Here is a 17,602-nt window from a genome sequence, read left to right on the forward strand (position 1 = left end):
GAAAGGCCAGACATGCCAAGCCCGATCAAGATCGATCCCGCGGAACTCCGGGACTACGTCCGAGACCTTTTCCAATCGCGTGGAGTCTCGGCTGACGACGCCGGCACCATCGCCGAGGTACTGGTCTGGGCAAATCTGAGGGGTGTGGATTCCCACGGAATCGCACGTGTTCCTCGCTACCTCGAATTGTTCGGGACCGGGGAGGCGAACGCCGAGCCGAAGATTGTCGTCCACAACGAAAAGGGCGCTCTGGCAGTGGTTGACGCCGATCGGGCAGCTGGCCCTGTTGCGCTCACACGCGCAGCCGACATAGCGATTGCTCAGGCTGCTCAATTCGGCGTCGGATGGGTAAACGTGCGTCGAACGGTCCACACCGGCGCACTTGGCTACTACACGAACCGAATTGCCGAAAGCGGTCTGATCGGCATGGGTCTCGTTGCGGGCATGCCCAACATGGGATACGAAGGCGCGGCGGGGGCGTCCGTCGCGACAAGTCCGCTGTCGATCGCAGTGCCGGGCACCGGCCAGTATCCGACGGTAGTGCTCGACATGGCCACTGCCGTCATCGCACTCGGCAAGATCGCTCAGTTCAAGAAAGCCGGTAAAGATCTCCCTGCCGGCGCCGCAACCACCGCTGACGGAGTTCCCACAACCGACCCTGCGTTGGCCAAGATTCCCCTTCCCGTAGGCGGAGCCAAGGGTTCCGGGATGTCGTTGATGTTCGAATTGTTGACCAGCGTGCTCGTCGGCGAGCCCATCTTGCCCAATTTCCATTCCGGCGTTTCCGGCGGCAAGAAGCACCGGCAGAATGCCGCAATTATCGCGATCGATCCCAGCGCGGCCGTGGCGGTAAACACCTTCACCTCCGACGTCGACGCGACCATCGAGACCATCCGATCTCTGCCCGTAGCAGAGGGTTACGAGCGTGTCATCCTTCCCGGCCAACGCGGGGCCGAGACGTTTGCCGACCGGAGCCGAAACGGAATTCCAGTGCCTGAACCCCTGTGGAACGAGCTGAAGACGGCCGCGGAGACGTACAGCATCACTTCTCCCACCGTTGGGGCCCGCTGACGCGTCCCAGCTACGAAACAGGAAGTCCGGCAGTGTGTAACAGACTGCCGGACTTCCTGTTTGCGCTGTGGACTGGCGAAACAGCCAGAACTCACGTCCCCATTTGATCTTCGGCAGAGAGATGCTCGACTTCGATCCCCGTATCGAAAAATGTGCGAGTCACACGAGATGCGGTGTATACCCAGAGGATTCGCATGGGAATCTCCCCCGTATTACGAAACGCATGCACTTTCGGACTCGGAATGTACGTCGTGTCGTAAGGAACCAGCGGAGTAACAACGCCGTCGACCTCAACTTCACCGCGCCCCTCCAGAAGCGTCACTTGCTCGTCGCAGTTATGCGAGTGCTTCGGGGCGCCGCCACCCACCGGATAGACGCTCATACCCGACGTGATCAGCGCCTCCCCGTCGCTGGAAGTCTTGGTGACCAGTGGCACGGTCTTCACCGATCCTCCTCGGTCCATAACCTCGACATCTTCCACTTTCACAATCGTCGTCATGGCAACTCCTTGCGTTCGTCTGTACTGCATCGTCTGACGCACTTCTCCTATCTAAGCGTGTGCCAACACATTTCAACGTGACGATTCCTGCAGCCTAATATTGACTCTCCTGCGCAAGTGAATCCTTCAACGGATCTGCGACTCCTCTTCTGGAAGGGGTTAACGACAGTACCTGTCATCGGCGCCCGAACATACCTACTGTGAAAGCATGACTGAAAATACGATCACTCTGAACAACGGCGTGGAAATGCCGGCCATCGGGCTTGGCGTTTTCCAGACCCCACCGGACGTCACAGTTTCCGCAGTCGAGTCGGCTCTGCGTACCGGCTACCGCCACATCGATACTGCCGCCGCATACTTCAACGAACGCGAGGTCGGTGAAGGTATCAAGCGTTCCGATGTGAACTCAGACGAGGTGTTCATCGAAACCAAGGTCTGGATCAGCGACTACGGTTTCGACACCACGTTGCACGCGTTCGACAAGGCGACAGGCAAGCTCGGCGTCGACCAACTCGACCTCCTGATCTTGCACCAGCCCCTGCCCAGCCGTTTCGATCTCACACTCGACGCCTACCGAGCACTCGAGAAGCTTCTGACCGATGGCAAGGTTCGTGCTATCGGAGTCAGCAACTTCATGCCCGAGCACCTTGACCGGCTCTTGGCCGAGACCACCGTCGTACCCGCCGTGAACCAGATCGAACTGCACCCGTACTTTCAGCAGAAAGAACTGCAGCGTCTACATGCCGAGCACGGCATCGTGACGCAGGCGTGGTCGCCGATCGGCGGCATCACTTCTTACGGCGGCGGGGAGAAGAGCACTTTCGACGACCCGGCATTGCTCGATATCGCTGCACAGCATGATAAGTCGGCTGCACAGGTAATGCTGCGGTGGCATCTGCAGCAAGGCCGTTCCGCTATCCCGAAGTCGACCAAGCCGGCCCGTATCGCCGAGAATTTCGACGTCTTCGACTTCGACCTCACTGCCGACCAGCTTGCTGCGATCGACGCCCTCGACACCGGCGTACGCGGCGGGCCCGATCCCGACAGCATCACTCTCGAAAACTACGGCCGAGAGATCCCTGAGGCTTGATCTTCTGCGCCTCAACCACATTGAATAGTGATTAGACAAGCCGAACTACGGGAAGTCATACATAGAGGCTCGGATGGCACATGGTCGCTGCCGAGGAAACGAATGGTTTTCCTCGGCAGCGACGGTACCTCCGGTTGAACACGAAGAAGCGACAAGGGAAGTGCGAGCGATGAGTGAATTACTGAAAGGAAAGCGTGTTGCATTCCTGGCGGCCACTGAAGGTGTCGAGCAAATCGAACTGACAGATCCCTGGGATGCGGTCCGTTCGGAACACGCTGAACCGTCACTTGTTTCACTCGAGCTAGGAACAATCCAGGCATTCAACCATCTGGACAGAGGCGATGTTTTTGATGTCGACGACACAGTCGAATCGGCGTCGTCATCGGACTACGATGCCCTCGTTCTTCCCGGAGGAGTCGCTAATCCGGACCTCCTCCGCATGAACAAAGCCGCTGTGGCATTTGTCCGAGGTTTCTTCGACGAGGGAAAACCTGTCGCGGTGATCTGCCACGGGCCGTGGACGCTCGTCGAGGCTGATGTGGTGAGTGGTCGAACGCTCACGTCATGGCCGAGCTTGCGCACCGACATCACGAATGCCGGCGGCAGTTGGGTCGACCACAACGTAGTTGTATGTACGAACGGACCGAACACCCTCGTGTCCAGTCGGAAACCCGACGATCTCCCCGCATTTTCCTCGAAACTGATCGAAACTCTCTCCGACTAACTCGCCAATTCAGGCACCGACTCGATCTGCCGCCTCGAGGTGGCCCTCTTGACGAGCACAGTGTGCGCAGCAGTACATGGTGTCTTCCGCTTCGATGCCGTGGCCGAGAATGCGACACCCACAGTGCGCGCATTGTGGCGCCATTGCCTGGGCAGCGCATTCGAAGCTGTCGAAAGTGGCAGTGCGTTCACCACGCGTGACTGTAAACGTCTTGTCGTAGTCGTTACCGCACGTTTCGCAGGTAGCCATGAACGTCTCCTTCACCAGAGGCCGCCACTGCTCTCGACGGCATGTCTGATCGATGTACCCAGTGATGCCGGACGCAATCGAGTAGTCGTGTTCACACCGCCGATCGAGAATTCGAGCGAGTGCGCGTGGTCAGAATTCCGAGGACAACCATCGCCACTCCCAGTGCGAGGTGGAGCCAATTGTCGGATGATGCCGCCGCCGATCAGGTGAAAGTTTCGCCTCGGAGTGATCTCGCAAATGTGAGCATGCCGTAATCGGTGGTGACTCCGGGAATGAAACCCGGAATGCCCACGAGCAGGAACACAAGTCCGACCCCGGCCGCCGCCTGTTGGACCACGGAATCGTCCACTGATAGCGCATTGCCGTCCGGATTCGATCCGGCCGGTCGATTTCGACGGTGATCTCGGGCCCGCACGATTCACCGTAGAAAGATCGGGTACCTCCTGTGGATGACGACCAAACCATCCCAGCATCCCGTTTCCGCGCACGACGGGTCCAGCATGGACGATCTGTTGCAGACCATGACGCGAGCAGTAAACACTCTGGCGCGCGCCGGAATTCGATTTGCGGTAGCGGGCGGTTGTGCTGTGTATGCACGCGGCGGTCCACCGTCGGGGCATGACGTCGACATCTTCCTACGCAAGCAAGACGCGGCGCCTGCGTTACGTGCACTCCGAGAGATCGGAATGAAACCGGTTAACCCGCCCGAGGATTGGCTGACAAAGGTGTACGACGGCGATGTACTCGTCGATCTGATTTTTTCGGCCTCGGGGCGCGAGATCACTGACGAGTTCCTCGACCGGGCAACGTCTATGCGGGTAGGTTCCGCGGTGGCACCCGTAGTCGGCGCGACGGACTTGATGATCGATAAACTGAACGTCCTCGATGCTCACCGTTGCGACTTCGTTCCCATGCTCGCGATCGCGCGCGATTTACGTGAACAAGTCGACTGGCCGGAGGTTGTCGACAAGACGCGAACTTCGCCCTATGCACGAGCTTTTCTCGGGCTGCTCGACGATCTCGAGATTGCGTCGACGAAATAGTCTGGACTTGACGGGCAAGCGACGTTGGAGGTGTTGAGGATGAAAGCAGGAGAACAACTTCCGCAGTACTTGGTGGCACACATCAGACGAGCTTTTGCCGAGGATCCACGGACGTCGGAACTCGGTGTGCGAGTAACGATTCGGGGATCGAAAATCTATCTCAGCGGCGAAGTGACCAGTCTCGCTCGAAAGAGGGAACTCGAATCGGTTGTCACGGAACTTGCCCCCGATATTTCCGTGTGCAACGACATCCACGTCGTGAGTTCAGCTGAACCACAAGCCGATTACGAGGACCTACAGTGATCCGGGTCGCTGCGGTTGGCGATGTGCATCTCGGCGCGGATTCACGCGGTGAGTTGCGGCCTGCACTCGACATGGTATCCGCCCACGCGGATGTCTTGTTGCTGGCCGGCGATCTCACCCGACACGGGGGTCGAGACGAAGCGAAGGTTGTTGCCGACGAGTTCGCAGATCTGGGAATCCCGGTTATCGCCGTACTCGGAAATCATGACTACCACAGCAATGCAGTCTCGGACGTTACGGATGCGCTTACTGCGCAAGGGATTTCTGTACTGGAAGGCGAATCTGTCACCATCGATGTTGCCGGGCAAACGTTAGGGATTGCGGGCACCAAGGGATTTGGTGGTGGATTCGCGGGCAAATGCGCCAGCGTGTTCGGAGAACCACAGATGAAGGAGTTCGCCGGCCATACCGTCGATGTCGCCGAGCGCTTTCGGACAGCGGTATCGTCCCTCCAGGCAGACATCCGAGTGGCACTGCTGCATTACTCGCCGATCAGCGACACCCTGCACGGCGAACCCCCCGAGATCTACCCCTTCCTCGGGTCGTATCTGCTCGGCGAACCTATCGACGAGTTTCAACTCGATCTGGCACTTCACGGTCATGCTCACGCCGGAACCGAGCGTGGCACAACCCCTGGCGGCGTGAGAGTGCGAAATGTTGCACAACCAGTTATCCGAGCAGCGTATGCCGTGTACGGTCTCGGGTCGACGGACTGACGGCCTGTTTCGTCCTCAGCAATCCAAGTGATGGCGTCGACTCCACTCCACGATCGCGGAGGCAATAGCGTCTGGCTGATCCTCGGGTGCGAGGTGGCCGGCGGGACCACATTCCACGACATCGAGATGGGCTATGTTCGCTCGGCTCCACTCGATCTCGTCATGGCCGATCATGAGGAGTTCGGATGGGCCGCTGAACGTCATCAGGAGCTTCGGTATGTCGACGCTTCCCGCTAGCCATTCGCCGTATGCCATCACGCGCGCGTGCACATCCGCCGGAGCGCCTTCGATGGGGAATGCGCGCGGCCAGGCAAGCAGTGGCCGACGGCTCTCCGGCGTGGGGTACGGACCACGATACGAGGCCGCATCGCCGTCCGAGAGCCCGCTGAGGACTGTCTTGCCCAGTGCGACATCGAGAAAGAAGTTCTGCTCGAGCACTTTTGCCTCGCCCACCCCGGGAGTCCGCAATGCCTCGACCCGTGCCCTGGCGTCGCCCGGAAAATGTTCGGCCCACGTCATCGGACGGAGGATCGTCTCGAGAAAGGCAACTCCCCGGACGCGACCGGGATGCCGGGCAGCCCAGTCGAATGCAAGTGCTCCGCCCCAGTCGTGCCCGACGAGCACAACATCGTCGAGACCCAATGCATCGAACCAGTCGTCGAGATAGCGGGCGGTGTCGACGAAGCCGTAATCGATAGTCGGTGTACCGGACTCCCCCATCCCGATGAGATCGGGAGCAATGGCGCGACCGAGTGCCCCAACTGTCGGCAGAATCTTTCGCCACAAGTACGACGACGTGGGATTACCGTGCAGCAGCACGAACGGCTTACCGTCGCCCGCCTCCTGGTGGGCCATGTTCGAGTCGAGCACAGACGTGATGGGCATGGCGCTCCTCAAATAGTTTCCATGTACTCTATTTTTGAATAGTAGCCATGTACTCTATTTTCATGCAAGACCGCGAATCATGGACAACGGGATCACTCGTCTGGCACCTCAGCCTGCGCTGGCGCGCGGGAATCGACCGAGCGCTCACCCCTCTTGGCCTCACACACGCTCAATACTCGGTGCTCGCACCCCTTCACACTCTTGTCCGCGCGGGCGATAGGCCCAGCCAACGTGAACTCGCCGAACAGACTGGGCTACAACCGATTTACATTTCCAAGCTGGTCCGCGCACTGGAGCGGGGCGGCTTCGTATCGAGCGAACGCGACCCGCGTGACGCGCGCGCAGTTCGCCTCGATCTCACCGAACAGGGTCACCGAATCGCGCTACGGGCCAAAGATATTGTCCAGCAACTGGACCATGAGAACACGCGCGCACTCAGGGGCAAGGGCGACCACGAACTCGTAGAACTCCATCGCGCCCTCAGCGCACTACTCGACGCGACCGATGCAGCTGACGAATAGGCCGTTCATCGATCATCGCGCGAAGTTCGAAGATCGCTCCGCTGAAGGGCAATAGCGGACATACTGAACTCCATGAAAATTCGATCTGCAATCCTCTACGCGACAATCGGCAAGGCAAGTGGGTTTCGCAGCGCAGTCGGAATCACCACGTTCCTGTTGCTCAGATTCCAGGGCACACGATACGAACGGCTCTCGATCGGCGGATCCGCCATTGCAATCGGTGGCGAGTTCGTCATGGACAAACTCCCGACGACGCCATCTCGGCTCGCACCTCCGTCCTTGACCGCACGTGCTGCGGCAGGCGGTGCCGCCGCTTATGCGATTGCTCGAACCCAGAGTGAACCCGTCGCTCCGGCGATCGCAATCGGCGCAGCATCCGCAGTGGCAGCGTCATACGCAGGTCACGCGTACCGAGGGTGGGCGTCGAAGCGAGTGCCGGCTCTGGCAGCAGCCCTCGTCGAGGATGCGGTGGCCCTCGGAATGGGAGCGGTAGTGCTGGGCCAAGTAGCCGAGTAAGCCACCTCCGCGCCGACGCTGATCAGTCGGTACAGCCCACCGGAAACGTCGTCGCGGAGAAGAACTCAGGCGTAATCTACGCGCCGGCGTAATTCGCTGCCATTGCGAACGATGCCTCCAACACGTGGAATCGACCATCTGGCAGCGGACCCTCGGCCTTGGGATCGAGTCCGAAGCCACATCGCAACAGCGGATCGAAGTACACGACGCACTCCCCGTTCTTCCATACGTTGAACGAGGAGACGGCTTCGACGACTCGAGCCTGGGTTACCACTTCCCTCCCAACGGACAGAGGCAACATCAACTCTTCGGAGACACCCACCAGGGACATGGGCGCAACCGCAACCGTCCAGGCCCCCAGCTGCGCGGCCCCGACAATCGAGAGCTCCTCCCAGCCACGTTCGTTGACGCCACTCAATCCAATTGCCTTGCCGAGAAATTCATCTGTCATTGCCGCGATAACCGTCGTCGGATCCGCGTCACGCACGTACGTCACGACGAGACCGTTCTCGACCCACGGATAGTCGCGAATCACCCGTTCAAAATCGTTGTAGGTCTTCATCTTCGAAACTGTATCCTTCCGAGGTTCGGGTGGATACGATTGTTCAATCGAGTCCGATTTCTCGGTCAACAACAAATACTTTCCGCAGTGGCAGCCTGCTGCGCCAGTGGGCGGGTAGCAGATCGTAGTGATCGAGAATCCATTCCACGATCTCGCTGCGGCCGATCAACCGCAAGTCGCCACGAGTCCGATCCAGGGCCTGCGCGTCGGCGCTGTACGAACCCAGCGACACGAACAAACCCACCTCCCCGGTGGACAAAGTGCCGATAAGTTGCTGCACTTCGGGACGTCCCATGGTTCTGTCGGTGTGCTTGCATTGCACCTTGATCAGAGGCGGCTCCAACCCCAGCGGGTCGCGGTGCGCCACAATATCTATTCCACCGTCTCGTGAGTACGGGAGAACGCGAGTGCGATAACCCATCGCCGTCAGCAGATCAGCGACAAAAAGTTCGAAACCGCGGTGGCTGACGTCAATTTTCAACATGTTGATGATGAAGTCAGCAGTCGATTCCATCAACCGTGATGGGCTCGGTTCTTCGGTTGCGCTATCGACGGCAACATCCATATCGTCAACATTCGCCGCGGCTTCGACGACCGCGGTAGCTGTATCCGCGCTGCCGGTCTCGAGATAAGTCCGAAATTCCCCGTAATGCCGCTTAACCCGAAATAGAGTTACTGCCGACCCGATTTCGTACAGCGCCGACGTGGTGAACTCCGACCGTGGAATCCCGATACGCTGCCACCGTACAGGCCGACGGTGGCGGTGCGTCGGCGCATCTGGATCGAAATAGTAATCACCGTCGATGACGCCGATGTTGATCGTCGAATCGGATTTGTGGGGCGCAATGATGATGTCGCCGACCTCCATGTCGAAAGCGAATCGCACCAGTACCCCAGCCTGCACTGGGTACGAACCGGTTTTCCCGGCCGGATATTGTTCCGAAAGCAAAGTCTTGATGGTGCCGCGATCAGCGCCGATCTGCTTCAGATTCCCGACCCTGTCCCAACCGATACTGATAAATTTCCCAGCAATCAGATCAACGCTGGGCTCGTCGTTGTGGATACCCCACATTGCGCTCATGACGGACACGCTATCGGTTGCCAACAGACAGGAATAGGCCGACTATGACTACACACCCCTCAATGTTTCTTCAACGTCTCCTGCGTTCCGAGGTAAATGTCGGTGCATTCATCGGATATTTAGTGGAACGCGACGCGACGCCGCTGCAGAATGCACTCGGACTCGATGACAACGTCGTCAGTGCCCGAGTAGAAGTTCCTCATGGGAAAGGCCGCATGGATGTGGTGCTGTACGGCGCCACAGGTCCTATCGCGATTCTTGAATTGAAGGTTTCGGCAACTGAGCACGGTGATCAACTCGACAGATACGCAGAATTCGCACATACACACGATGCCCGCAAGTTTCTAGTGGACTTGGAGGTCGATGGTTCAACGGTTCCAGAAGGGTGGACCCACATCGAACTCGCCAACCTATTCGGTTACTGGTCGTCATCTACAAACTCGACAGTTCGCGGCCTCGCCGCCGAGGCATCATCTGTTTTCGCTGCATGGAAGTCGCAACTGAATGGCCGGTTCGGCCAGATGGATTCAGCAATCCTGACCGTCGCGCTGCGAGCAGTTTCACAGGGGTTGGCTGGCCGCACCCCGTTCGACATGTACACAAGTTCAACCTCTGGCGGGCAGCCATCCATCACTGCGTACCTACCGCATCCCTCAGGAACCGACGACGCGTACTTCTGCATCGACATCCGTTGCAACGACAAGAGCAATCCTCACCTCCCGTGGATCGCCCGACTCGGTGTGCACGTCGACCGTGGTGAAGATCTGGCTGCGGCCAGGCGAACTGCTCACCTTTTGGCCATGCCACTAGTGCCAGCCCTTACTGTTTCGAAAGTTCAATCCGCATGCGCAAATTCTGGAACTGGCACGTTGGCAACAACATTGTCATCCGATAAGCCACTGAAGGAACCGCGAGCACGAGAAACCAGTATCGAAAAATGGCTAGCAGCCGTGGATATCGCAGGAGACGGCAAAATCTCGGCCCACCCAGTCTTCTTCCACGACTGGGGCCGCCGCCTCGCCGCCCAGTTCTCACTCGATCTCACTGATATGACGCGCAATGAACTTGAACAGCTGATCGTGATTCTCATGGATCATCTCACCGAATACTCAGAACCTCACGGCTGAACGTTCTGGGCGCGTAACAAACCTCCGAGGATTACCTTGACCACTTCGTGGGCGAGCCAGTCCACAGATTTGTCCTCGGTGGGTGTATGCCACTCACTCGACGACCAGATTGCATATCGAAGCATGTGATCGACGACGTCGAGATCAACGTCGTCGCGGAAAATGCCCTGCGCGACGCCGACGGCCAACGTGTTCGACCACTCCCTCTCAAACTGGCCGAACAGCTCCCCGATGTTTCCTTGCTCGAGAATTGTTGCGTGGATGTAGTCGCCCTCACGACGCCAGATGGACGTCGCGTGAAGGTATTTGTGCGAACAGCGCAGAGCGATTTCGGCGAGCGCCTCGATACGTTCCGTAGGCTCCACGGCAGTGACTGCATGCACGTTGTCCACAAGGTCCTGGAGATAGATTCTGACGATCTCTGCGACTATCGCGTCTTTCGAGGGGAAGTAGTGGTAGAGCGCACCGGAGCGCACACCCACGGCATCGCCGATTTCCCGGATCGTCGTGGCGGCTACCCCTTTTGCTGCGAATATCTCGCCGGCGCGATCGAGGATTTGCTGTCGCCGCTCCTGCGGTTCCATATCGTCTGTTCTCCTGATGCTCTTTCGCGTATTCGACTGTCGAATTCGACCGCTCATCGAAACGAGCGAATGACCCCTACAGTATCGACCCGCGTTCAACGCCAGCACCACAGCTGGCTCCCAGCACGTTTTCAGCTCAATGGAATTGGCCTGTCAGCTGACAGTAGCTCTTTACTACGTTCGAGAGAGAACGATAGGAAGGAAGCACCATGGCGCCTGTCGACTGCGCATCTTGCGGCCAGCGAGTTCTCGTCGAGAAATACAGCTCGATCCACACCGGCATTCAATGGCCGCCTACAGAGAAGGTGCGCTGCCCGTACCGCAACGTCGAGGTCAACACCCTGCCACCTGCATCACTCGTGCAGTCGTGCAGCGGATTGACCGCCGCCGTGCAGGCAGCGGTTGAGAATGGCGAACTTCGCGAATCTCTTCGCCCTGAGGGCCTTTCACACGTATCACTTCATCGCTGGAAACTGGAGGATTCATGAGTGGGACATTCGCCGAACCCGAGGTTCGGGTCATCGAGGCAGGAAAGAACCCGACACGGTTTGCACGAGGTTGGCACTGCCTCGGTCTGGCCGACACGTTTCGGGACGGAAAGCCGCACCAAATAAAGGCTTTCGGTACCGACTTGGTGGTGTTCGCGGACTCCGAGAACAAGTTGCACGTCCTTGACGCATACTGCCGACACATGGGCGGCAACCTCGCGATGGGGCAGATCAAGGGCGACTCGATCGCGTGCCCGTTCCATGATTGGCGATGGGGCGGGAACGGACGCTGCACCGGCATTCCCTACGCGCGGCGCGTACCTCCACTCGCACGCACGCGGTCGTGGAATGTTCTCGAACGCAACGGAATGCTCTTTACGTGGCACGATCCGGAGGGTAACAAACCACCGGAGGACGTGACGATCCCGGAGATCGAGGGGTGGGGCACGGACCGGTGGAGCGAGTGGTCTTGGCGCACATTCCATGTCGAAGGTTCACATTGTCGCGAGATCGTCGACAATGTTGTCGACATGGCTCACTTCTTCTATGTTCACTTTCAGATGCCGGGCTACTTCAAGAATGTGTTCGAAGGTCAGGTCGCTGCCCAGTACATGCGCTCGGTAGGACGGGACGACATCAAAACCGGTGTACAGATGGATCTTCCAGACGCCGAGACAGTGTCGGAAGCTGCATACTACGGTCCGTCCTTCATGCTCGATACGGTGTGGACGATTTCCGGTGACACCACGGTTGAGGCAAAGGTCATCAACTGCCACTACCCTGTCACCGACAATTCGTTTGTCCTGCAGTACGGCACCTGCGTCGAACGCACGCCGGGCAACTCGGACGAGCAAGCCGAAGCCACCGCACAGATGTTCACCGAGGGGCTCGAGACACAGTTCCTCCAGGACATCGAGATCTGGAAACACAAGAGCCGCATAGAAAATCCGCTACTTACCGAAGAAGACGGACCCGTCTACCAACTACGCCGCTGGTACCAGCAGTTCTATGTGGACGTCGAAGACGTCACCGACGAAATGACCGCACGCTACGAATACGAGGTGGACACCACTCGCGCTCTGGAGAACTGGTCCACAGAGGTGCAGGAGAATCTCGCTCGCGTCTCCGCAGATACGTAAGATTCCCTCTGGTTTGCAGTTGCCGCGCCCTGCCCCCGCAGTGCGCGGCAACATCAATTTCCAGACAGTCGATTCCGAATCGTTGCTACCGCGAGGCGGACTGGCGCTGCGGCAGCCATCGAGTCGAATGTACCGGTAGGCCCGGTCACAGAGATCGCACCAATCGGTTTGCAGCCCTGCATGATAGCGGCGCCCACACACGATACGCCGAGCAATGTCTCGTTCCGGTCGTGGGCAATTCCGCGGCTCCGAATGTCGGCATACTCCCTCCTCAGTCGAACCGGGTCCACAATCGTGTTCGACGTTGCACGAGGAGGTGGCGCCTGCTCCGCAGTCGGATCCAGTTCCGCCATAAGAGTTTTGCCGATTGCGGTTGACGCCGCAGGTAGGCGCCCGCCGGCGCGGGTGGGCAGCCGAACAGCAAATGAGCCACCGACCTTGTCGAGATAGAGGACGTCAGCTCCGACGGGGACGGCGAGGTGAACCACCAGCCCCGTAGTCGCGTGCAGTTGATAGAGGATGGGCTGCGCCACGCGATGAAGCCGATCATGATGCAATGCAAGCGAACCGAGTTCGAGCATCCTACGGCCCAACCGATACGTGTGCCCCTCCCGTTGAAGCCATGTCAGACGTACGAGTTGCCCGAGCATACGGTGGGCCGACGATGCGGGCAGCCCCGTCCGTCTCGACAAGTCCGACAACGTCAGTCGCTCGTCCTCGTCGAACGCGTCGAGCAGTATCGAGGCGCGATCGAGCACCGCTACCGGCGAATTTTCATCACAGGGCATGGGGCATCTCCGTGGGTGGGCAGCGCACGGCGTGCACGCTGCGTGAATGACCCCTTCGATTTTAAGGGCCATATGCAGGTTGTTTGATCGCTTGATCAATGTACAATCGGACTATAACAGTGATAGTGACAGGGGTCACCACCTGATGGACACGCCAGATGCCCACGGCATCAGAGCGACACTCGGGAAAGCCCCGGGAAAGGATAGGCGTCCATGACCGTCGTCGACATGAACGACAGGGAGTCCCCTGTTCCACCGACCGGTGCTCGCGCCGCTGCGGACCTACCTCCGTCGATGGTCGAGCGGATGACACTGATTCTCGACGCCTTCGACGGTCGGGCAACGCACCTCAGCCTCGAGGAAACCGCCCGCCGCGCCCGTTTGCCCCGATCGACCGTCCATCGCATTCTCGAACAGCTCGTCAAGCTCGACTGGGTCGCTCACGCGCCGATTGGCTACCGTCTCGGTCGACGCGCACTCGGGTTGGACGGCGGCGCCGGCGACCACAGCCAGATGCGTGCAGCCGCAGCACCTCTCCTGCACGAGCTGCACCTCAAGACCGGACTGGTGGTGCATTTGTCGGTACTCGACGACGGCGAAAGTGTCTACCTCGACAAGGTGGGTGGGCGCTTCGCTACGGCACTACCGTCACGCGTCGGCGGTCGAGCCCTTGCACATTCAACGGCGGGCGGCAAGGCAATGCTGGCGTGCATCGCCCCTGAACGGGTTGACGCCTTGTTCGGTGCGACGCTTCCGCGCTGTACCGAAAGCACCATCACCGACATCGCAGTGCTGCATCAAGAACTGAGCCGCATTCGTCAGCGTCGAGGCTTGGCCTTCGAGTGTGGCGAATCGACACCTGGTGTCGCCTGTGTCGCGTCGGCGATTCGTGGTCACGAGGGTCCGATCGGCAGCATCTCGTTGTGCGGAGACATGCGGACTGCTCAGCTCGAGCGAGTAGCTCCCCTGGTTCTCGACGCAACTCGCGAAGTGTCACGCGCCCTGTACCCCGATCTGGGCGTTCCGCGCCGTGGCCGCAAACCTACGCCGGTTCCCACGAGCACATTCTCTGCAGCGACCATGGATCGCCTCATGGCTTCCACCGAGCACTGGCTCTGAAGCCGCCGGATTCGCGCGTGGGAGATTTCACCCGGCAGCTAGCCGCCTGAGGATCCCAGCCAAAGTTTCGACACCGACAGCAGGCTCACTTGCCCGACGGAATAGTCCGACGGGCTCAGCAGTGCCGGGGGCGGACTGCGGCAAGCGCACAAGCGTTCCGTCGTCGAGATCGGTTTGCGGTACCCGCTCGGGTGTGAACCACACCGAGTCCGTGCGGCGGGCCAGAGTGCGCGCGACCGATACATCAAGTGTCTCAACGCAACCGCTCGGCAGAGTCAGCCCGTGGCGTCGCAGAAGCACCTCGGTGTGTCGGCGCGGAACCGTCCCTGCTGTAGCGACGACCACCGGGTATTCGAGCACCCGCGGCATTGACAGCGGCTCCGCACACGTCGTCAGAGGATGTTCGGGACGAACGACAATCGCGAGCGACTCGGTGTAAAGCAGTTCGAATTCGAGTCCCTGCAGAACGTCGGGATCCGTCATTCTGCCCACCACCAGATCGAGTTCGCCGACGCGAATCCCTTCGAGGAGGGCGTCGTTGACCCCGGTGACGACATGTACGCCCAAATCCGGATACGTTTCATGTAGCTGTGAAATCGCCTTCGGAAGTAGAACGCTCGCAACAGTTGGCAGCGCACCGACGCGGATCGGTGCGCTGGGGGCCCCGGGGGCGACCAGCGCCTGCGCCGCGGCCGTCATGGCGTCGACGGCCGCGGATGCGCGTCCCAGAAAATACTCACCAGCCGGAGTGAGACGGGCACCATGACGGCCTCTCTCCACCAGACGCATCCCGGCAAGTTGCTCGAGTTCATTGAGCGTCTTGGTGACGGCGGGCTGCGTCAGATGGAGACGCTGCGCGGCCCGGCCGAGATTGCGCTCCTGAGCAACGGTGACAAAGCAGATCAGGTGCCGAAGCTGGATCCGGCTGCTCGCTACGCCGGTCATGCGATCTGACCACCGGGTACGAATTCGCATTCCATGAACACAGGTTATGAAAGTAGCAAGAAATCGTCAATTTACATGAGTAGGTATCGAAAATAGGGTGAGCTCACATCCCTTCGACAGGAGCACCACCGTGACAATCGGCGAATTTGTTGAGCGCGACGTCAAACTGCATCCTCCCGCCCTGACACCTGGTTACAAGACCAGCATCCTGCGCTCACCTCGTCAGGCTTTGCACTCGCCCCGTAACACGCTGTCCGAAATCACCGGGCCAGTGTTCAACGGAAAAGAGCTGGGAGAGAAAGACAACGACCTGATCCTCAACTTCTCCAAAGCCGGCTTGCCGATCGGCGAAAGGCTGATCGTGCACGGCCATGTACGTGACGAATTCGGTAATCCGGTTTCCGGTGCACTCGTGGAAGTGTGGCAGGCCAACGCCGGTGGGCGCTATCGCCACAAGAATGACCAGTATCTCGCACCGATCGATCCGAATTTCGGCGGTTGCGGCCGGATGCTCACCGACCAAAATGGCTACTACGTCTTCCGCACTATCAAACCGGGACCATATCCGTGGGCAAACAGTGCGAACGCCTGGCGTCCTGCACATATCCATCTGTCTCTCAGCGCGGACGGTTGGGCGCAGCGCCTGATCACCCAACTCTATTTCGAGGGTGACCCCTTGATCGAGCGGTGCCCGATTGCCGCAACGATTCCGTCTATCGAACAGGTACGCAGCCTCATTGCGCATGAGGATCCGGCGAACGACGTACCATTCGACGCTCGAACCTATCGCTTCGATGTCACCCTGCGCGGGCGACGAGCCACCTTCTTCGAGAACAAGATTCCGGGAGCATCACGATGAACGTCGCCCATCAGTTTGCCGCACAGACGATTCCGATGCGATTTCCCGAAACTCCGTCGCAGACCGGCGGCCCGTACGTACACATCGGACTTGCGCCTCAGCAGGCAGGCTTCGAGATTTTCGAGAAGAACTTCGACAACACTCTTGTCTCCGACGACACAGTCGGAGAAAGGATCACGATCAAGGGTCGCGTCTTCGACGGCAGTGGATCGCCGGTTCGCGACGCCTTGCTCGAAATCTGGCAGGCCAACGCGGCCGGTAAGTACGCCCATCACCTCGACCCGCAAGACAAGAGCGTCGATCCGAACTTTGTCGGCTGGGGCCGCACAGGAGCAGATTTCGAAACCGGAGTTTTCGAATTCCATACGATCAAACCCGGACCAGTCGAGCACAACGGCGGCCGCCTGCAGGCTCCCCACATCTGCTTCGTCATCTTCGCCCGAGGTATCAACATCGGACTGCATACCCGCCTGTACTTCGACGACGAAGCCGAACTCAACGCAGCCGACCCGATCCTCTCGGGAATCGAACTCCATACCCGTCGAAGAACTCTTCTTGCCGAACACCGAAGTGAAAATGGAGAATCCGTCTACACCTTCGACATTCGACTACAGGACACCCCAGATGGTGGTGCAGAGACGGTTTTCTTCGATATCTGAACTACGCACCAAGGCAGCCGGTGCCGCTAGCGGGGTAGGCGCCGATCCATACCTTCGCGTGCGGCGGGCGGCAATGCCGCCGCGTCCGCGGTGGGCCACTGGCCGGGATCAAGACCAAGCTGCCGAAGCTGCTGCACCTGTTCACGACACCACGGCGACACATCGCGAGAGCTACTGAGAACAGAATCCGAAAATTCCTGCCAATCAACCCATTCGGCGCTTTCCACTTCCTCCGGATCGGGAAGTGGTTGCGGTCCGTCGTAGATCACCCGAAAGACCGGGCAGATCTCGTTTTCGACGATCCCGGTGTCCATCACTGCGCGGTATCGGAAGAACGGGAGCGCAAGGCTGACATCGTCGACGTCTATTCCGAGTTCTTGATTCAGTCGACGTCGGACGGTGTCCTCGAGCGATTCTTCCGGAGCCGGATGGCCGCAGCAACTGTTCGTCCACACTCCTGGCCACGTCACCTTCTCCAGTGCACGCCGGGTAATCAGGAGGTTTCCCCTCCGATCGAACACGTACGCCGAGAAGGCAAGGTGCAGTGGAGTTTCGGTGGTGTGGACGGTCGCTTTCGGTTCGATCCCGATGGATCGACCTGCGTCGTCGAGCAACACGACGTATTCCATGTGGG

General features: G+C 59.3%; 23 protein-coding genes and 1 pseudogene. 14 read left to right on the forward strand and 10 right to left on the reverse strand.

Going from position 1 to position 17,602, the window contains the following annotated elements; genetic code table 11:
- Nucleotides 1-12 precede the first annotated feature (12 nt).
- Entirely contained in the window at nt 13-1,071 is a 1,059-nt protein-coding gene (locus FFI94_RS29785) for an Ldh family oxidoreductase (protein ID WP_138871008.1), read from the forward strand.
- A gap of 91 nt (nt 1,072-1,162) precedes the next feature.
- Here the strand turns inward: FFI94_RS29785 and FFI94_RS29790 are convergent, their stop codons facing one another.
- Nucleotides 1,163-1,570: a cupin domain-containing protein gene (locus FFI94_RS29790; protein ID WP_138871009.1), complete on the reverse strand. Its 408-nt coding sequence runs from the start codon at nt 1,568-1,570 to the stop codon at nt 1,163-1,165.
- A gap of 208 nt (nt 1,571-1,778) precedes the next feature.
- On the opposite strand from FFI94_RS29790, the gene FFI94_RS29795 reads away from it, so the two are divergent.
- A complete protein-coding gene (locus FFI94_RS29795; RefSeq protein WP_138871010.1) occupies nt 1,779-2,660 on the forward strand; it encodes an aldo/keto reductase in 882 nt (293 codons plus the stop codon).
- A 169-nt stretch (nt 2,661-2,829) separates the two neighbouring features.
- Complete coding sequence (locus tag FFI94_RS29800) at nt 2,830-3,384, forward strand: type 1 glutamine amidotransferase domain-containing protein (RefSeq protein ID WP_138871011.1); 555 nt, start codon at nt 2,830-2,832, stop codon at nt 3,382-3,384.
- 9 nt (nt 3,385-3,393) lie between these two features.
- Here the strand turns inward: FFI94_RS29800 and FFI94_RS29805 are convergent, their stop codons facing one another.
- Together FFI94_RS29805 and FFI94_RS34660 are read right to left on the reverse strand one after the other, a co-directional pair.
- Complete coding sequence (locus FFI94_RS29805; RefSeq protein WP_138871012.1) at nt 3,394-3,633, reverse strand: hypothetical protein; 240 nt, start codon at nt 3,631-3,633, stop codon at nt 3,394-3,396.
- Nucleotides 3,634-3,865: 232 nt separating this feature from the next.
- Nucleotides 3,866-3,982, reverse strand: a pseudogene (locus tag FFI94_RS34660) (DUF4383 domain-containing protein); the annotation flags it as partial.
- Nucleotides 3,983-4,082: 100 nt separating this feature from the next.
- Between FFI94_RS34660 and FFI94_RS29815 the strand changes: the two are divergent.
- The 3 genes from FFI94_RS29815 to FFI94_RS29825 are packed head-to-tail and all read left to right on the forward strand — an operon-like array spanning nt 4,083 to nt 5,695.
- Nucleotides 4,083-4,676 (forward strand): nucleotidyltransferase, encoded by a 594-nt coding sequence (locus FFI94_RS29815; protein ID WP_138871013.1) that lies wholly within the window; start codon nt 4,083-4,085, stop codon nt 4,674-4,676.
- A gap of 39 nt (nt 4,677-4,715) precedes the next feature.
- Nucleotides 4,716-4,979, forward strand: a complete 264-nt coding sequence (locus FFI94_RS29820) for a BON domain-containing protein (protein WP_138871014.1) — start codon at nt 4,716-4,718, stop codon at nt 4,977-4,979.
- Complete coding sequence (locus FFI94_RS29825; RefSeq protein WP_221937775.1) at nt 4,976-5,695, forward strand: metallophosphoesterase; 720 nt, start codon at nt 4,976-4,978, stop codon at nt 5,693-5,695. Before FFI94_RS29820 ends, FFI94_RS29825 begins: the two co-directional genes overlap by 4 nt.
- A 15-nt stretch (nt 5,696-5,710) precedes the next feature.
- Here the strand turns inward: FFI94_RS29825 and FFI94_RS29830 are convergent, their stop codons facing one another.
- Nucleotides 5,711-6,580 carry a haloalkane dehalogenase gene (locus FFI94_RS29830; RefSeq protein WP_138871015.1) on the reverse strand — a complete coding sequence of 290 codons (870 nt, stop codon included), beginning with the start codon at nt 6,578-6,580 and terminating at the stop codon, nt 5,711-5,713.
- A gap of 62 nt (nt 6,581-6,642) precedes the next feature.
- Here FFI94_RS29830 and FFI94_RS29835 point away from each other — a divergent pair, with 62 nt between their 5' ends.
- A complete protein-coding gene (locus tag FFI94_RS29835; RefSeq protein ID WP_138871016.1) occupies nt 6,643-7,101 on the forward strand; it encodes a MarR family winged helix-turn-helix transcriptional regulator in 459 nt (152 codons plus the stop codon).
- A 72-nt stretch (nt 7,102-7,173) separates the two neighbouring features.
- On the forward strand, nt 7,174-7,617 hold the full coding sequence (locus FFI94_RS29840; RefSeq protein ID WP_260684429.1) for a hypothetical protein: 444 nt from the start codon (nt 7,174-7,176) through the stop codon (nt 7,615-7,617).
- Between the two features lie 76 nt (nt 7,618-7,693).
- Here FFI94_RS29840 and FFI94_RS29845 read toward each other — a convergent pair whose 3' ends face one another.
- Entirely contained in the window at nt 7,694-8,179 is a 486-nt protein-coding gene (locus FFI94_RS29845; protein WP_138871018.1) for a DUF6461 domain-containing protein, read from the reverse strand.
- A 43-nt stretch (nt 8,180-8,222) separates the two neighbouring features.
- On the reverse strand, nt 8,223-9,260 hold the full coding sequence (locus FFI94_RS29850; RefSeq protein WP_138871019.1) for a restriction endonuclease: 1,038 nt from the start codon (nt 9,258-9,260) through the stop codon (nt 8,223-8,225).
- A 44-nt stretch (nt 9,261-9,304) separates the two neighbouring features.
- On the opposite strand from FFI94_RS29850, the gene FFI94_RS29855 reads away from it, so the two are divergent.
- On the forward strand, nt 9,305-10,387 hold the full coding sequence (locus FFI94_RS29855; protein ID WP_138871020.1) for a hypothetical protein: 1,083 nt from the start codon (nt 9,305-9,307) through the stop codon (nt 10,385-10,387).
- On the opposite strand, the gene FFI94_RS29860 is transcribed toward FFI94_RS29855, so the two are convergent.
- Nucleotides 10,378-10,971, reverse strand: a complete 594-nt coding sequence (locus tag FFI94_RS29860) for a TetR/AcrR family transcriptional regulator (RefSeq protein WP_138871021.1) — start codon at nt 10,969-10,971, stop codon at nt 10,378-10,380. The genes FFI94_RS29855 and FFI94_RS29860 overlap by 10 nt on opposite strands.
- 209 nt (nt 10,972-11,180) lie before the next feature.
- On the opposite strand from FFI94_RS29860, the gene FFI94_RS29865 reads away from it, so the two are divergent.
- Nucleotides 11,181-11,459, forward strand: coding sequence for a hypothetical protein (locus FFI94_RS29865; protein ID WP_138871022.1), 279 nt, complete (start codon nt 11,181-11,183; stop codon nt 11,457-11,459).
- Nucleotides 11,456-12,598: a Rieske 2Fe-2S domain-containing protein gene (locus FFI94_RS29870; RefSeq protein WP_138871023.1), complete on the forward strand. Its 1,143-nt coding sequence runs from the start codon at nt 11,456-11,458 to the stop codon at nt 12,596-12,598. Before FFI94_RS29865 ends, FFI94_RS29870 begins: the two co-directional genes overlap by 4 nt.
- Before the next feature lie 53 nt (nt 12,599-12,651).
- Here the strand turns inward: FFI94_RS29870 and FFI94_RS29875 are convergent, their stop codons facing one another.
- Nucleotides 12,652-13,386 (reverse strand): IclR family transcriptional regulator, encoded by a 735-nt coding sequence (locus FFI94_RS29875; protein ID WP_138871024.1) that lies wholly within the window; start codon nt 13,384-13,386, stop codon nt 12,652-12,654.
- 213 nt (nt 13,387-13,599) lie between these two features.
- Here FFI94_RS29875 and FFI94_RS29880 point away from each other — a divergent pair, with 213 nt between their 5' ends.
- Nucleotides 13,600-14,505, forward strand: coding sequence for an IclR family transcriptional regulator (locus FFI94_RS29880; protein ID WP_138871025.1), 906 nt, complete (start codon nt 13,600-13,602; stop codon nt 14,503-14,505).
- 27 nt (nt 14,506-14,532) lie between these two features.
- Here FFI94_RS29880 and FFI94_RS29885 read toward each other — a convergent pair whose 3' ends face one another.
- A complete protein-coding gene (locus FFI94_RS29885; protein WP_138871026.1) occupies nt 14,533-15,450 on the reverse strand; it encodes a LysR substrate-binding domain-containing protein in 918 nt (305 codons plus the stop codon).
- A 130-nt stretch (nt 15,451-15,580) separates the two neighbouring features.
- Between FFI94_RS29885 and pcaH the strand changes: the two genes are divergently transcribed.
- Nucleotides 15,581-16,309, forward strand: coding sequence for a protocatechuate 3,4-dioxygenase subunit beta (gene pcaH / locus FFI94_RS29890; RefSeq protein WP_138871027.1), 729 nt, complete (start codon nt 15,581-15,583; stop codon nt 16,307-16,309).
- Nucleotides 16,306-16,968: a protocatechuate 3,4-dioxygenase subunit alpha gene (pcaG, locus tag FFI94_RS29895; protein WP_138871028.1), complete on the forward strand. Its 663-nt coding sequence runs from the start codon at nt 16,306-16,308 to the stop codon at nt 16,966-16,968. Before pcaH ends, pcaG begins: the two co-directional genes overlap by 4 nt.
- A gap of 26 nt (nt 16,969-16,994) precedes the next feature.
- On the opposite strand, the gene idi is transcribed toward pcaG, so the two are convergent.
- Complete coding sequence (idi, locus tag FFI94_RS29900; protein ID WP_138871029.1) at nt 16,995-17,597, reverse strand: isopentenyl-diphosphate Delta-isomerase; 603 nt, start codon at nt 17,595-17,597, stop codon at nt 16,995-16,997.
- Nucleotides 17,598-17,602: the final 5 nt, after the last annotated feature.

This window comes from Rhodococcus sp. KBS0724, assembly GCF_005938745.2.
Taxonomy (GTDB): domain Bacteria; phylum Actinomycetota; class Actinomycetes; order Mycobacteriales; family Mycobacteriaceae; genus Rhodococcus_F.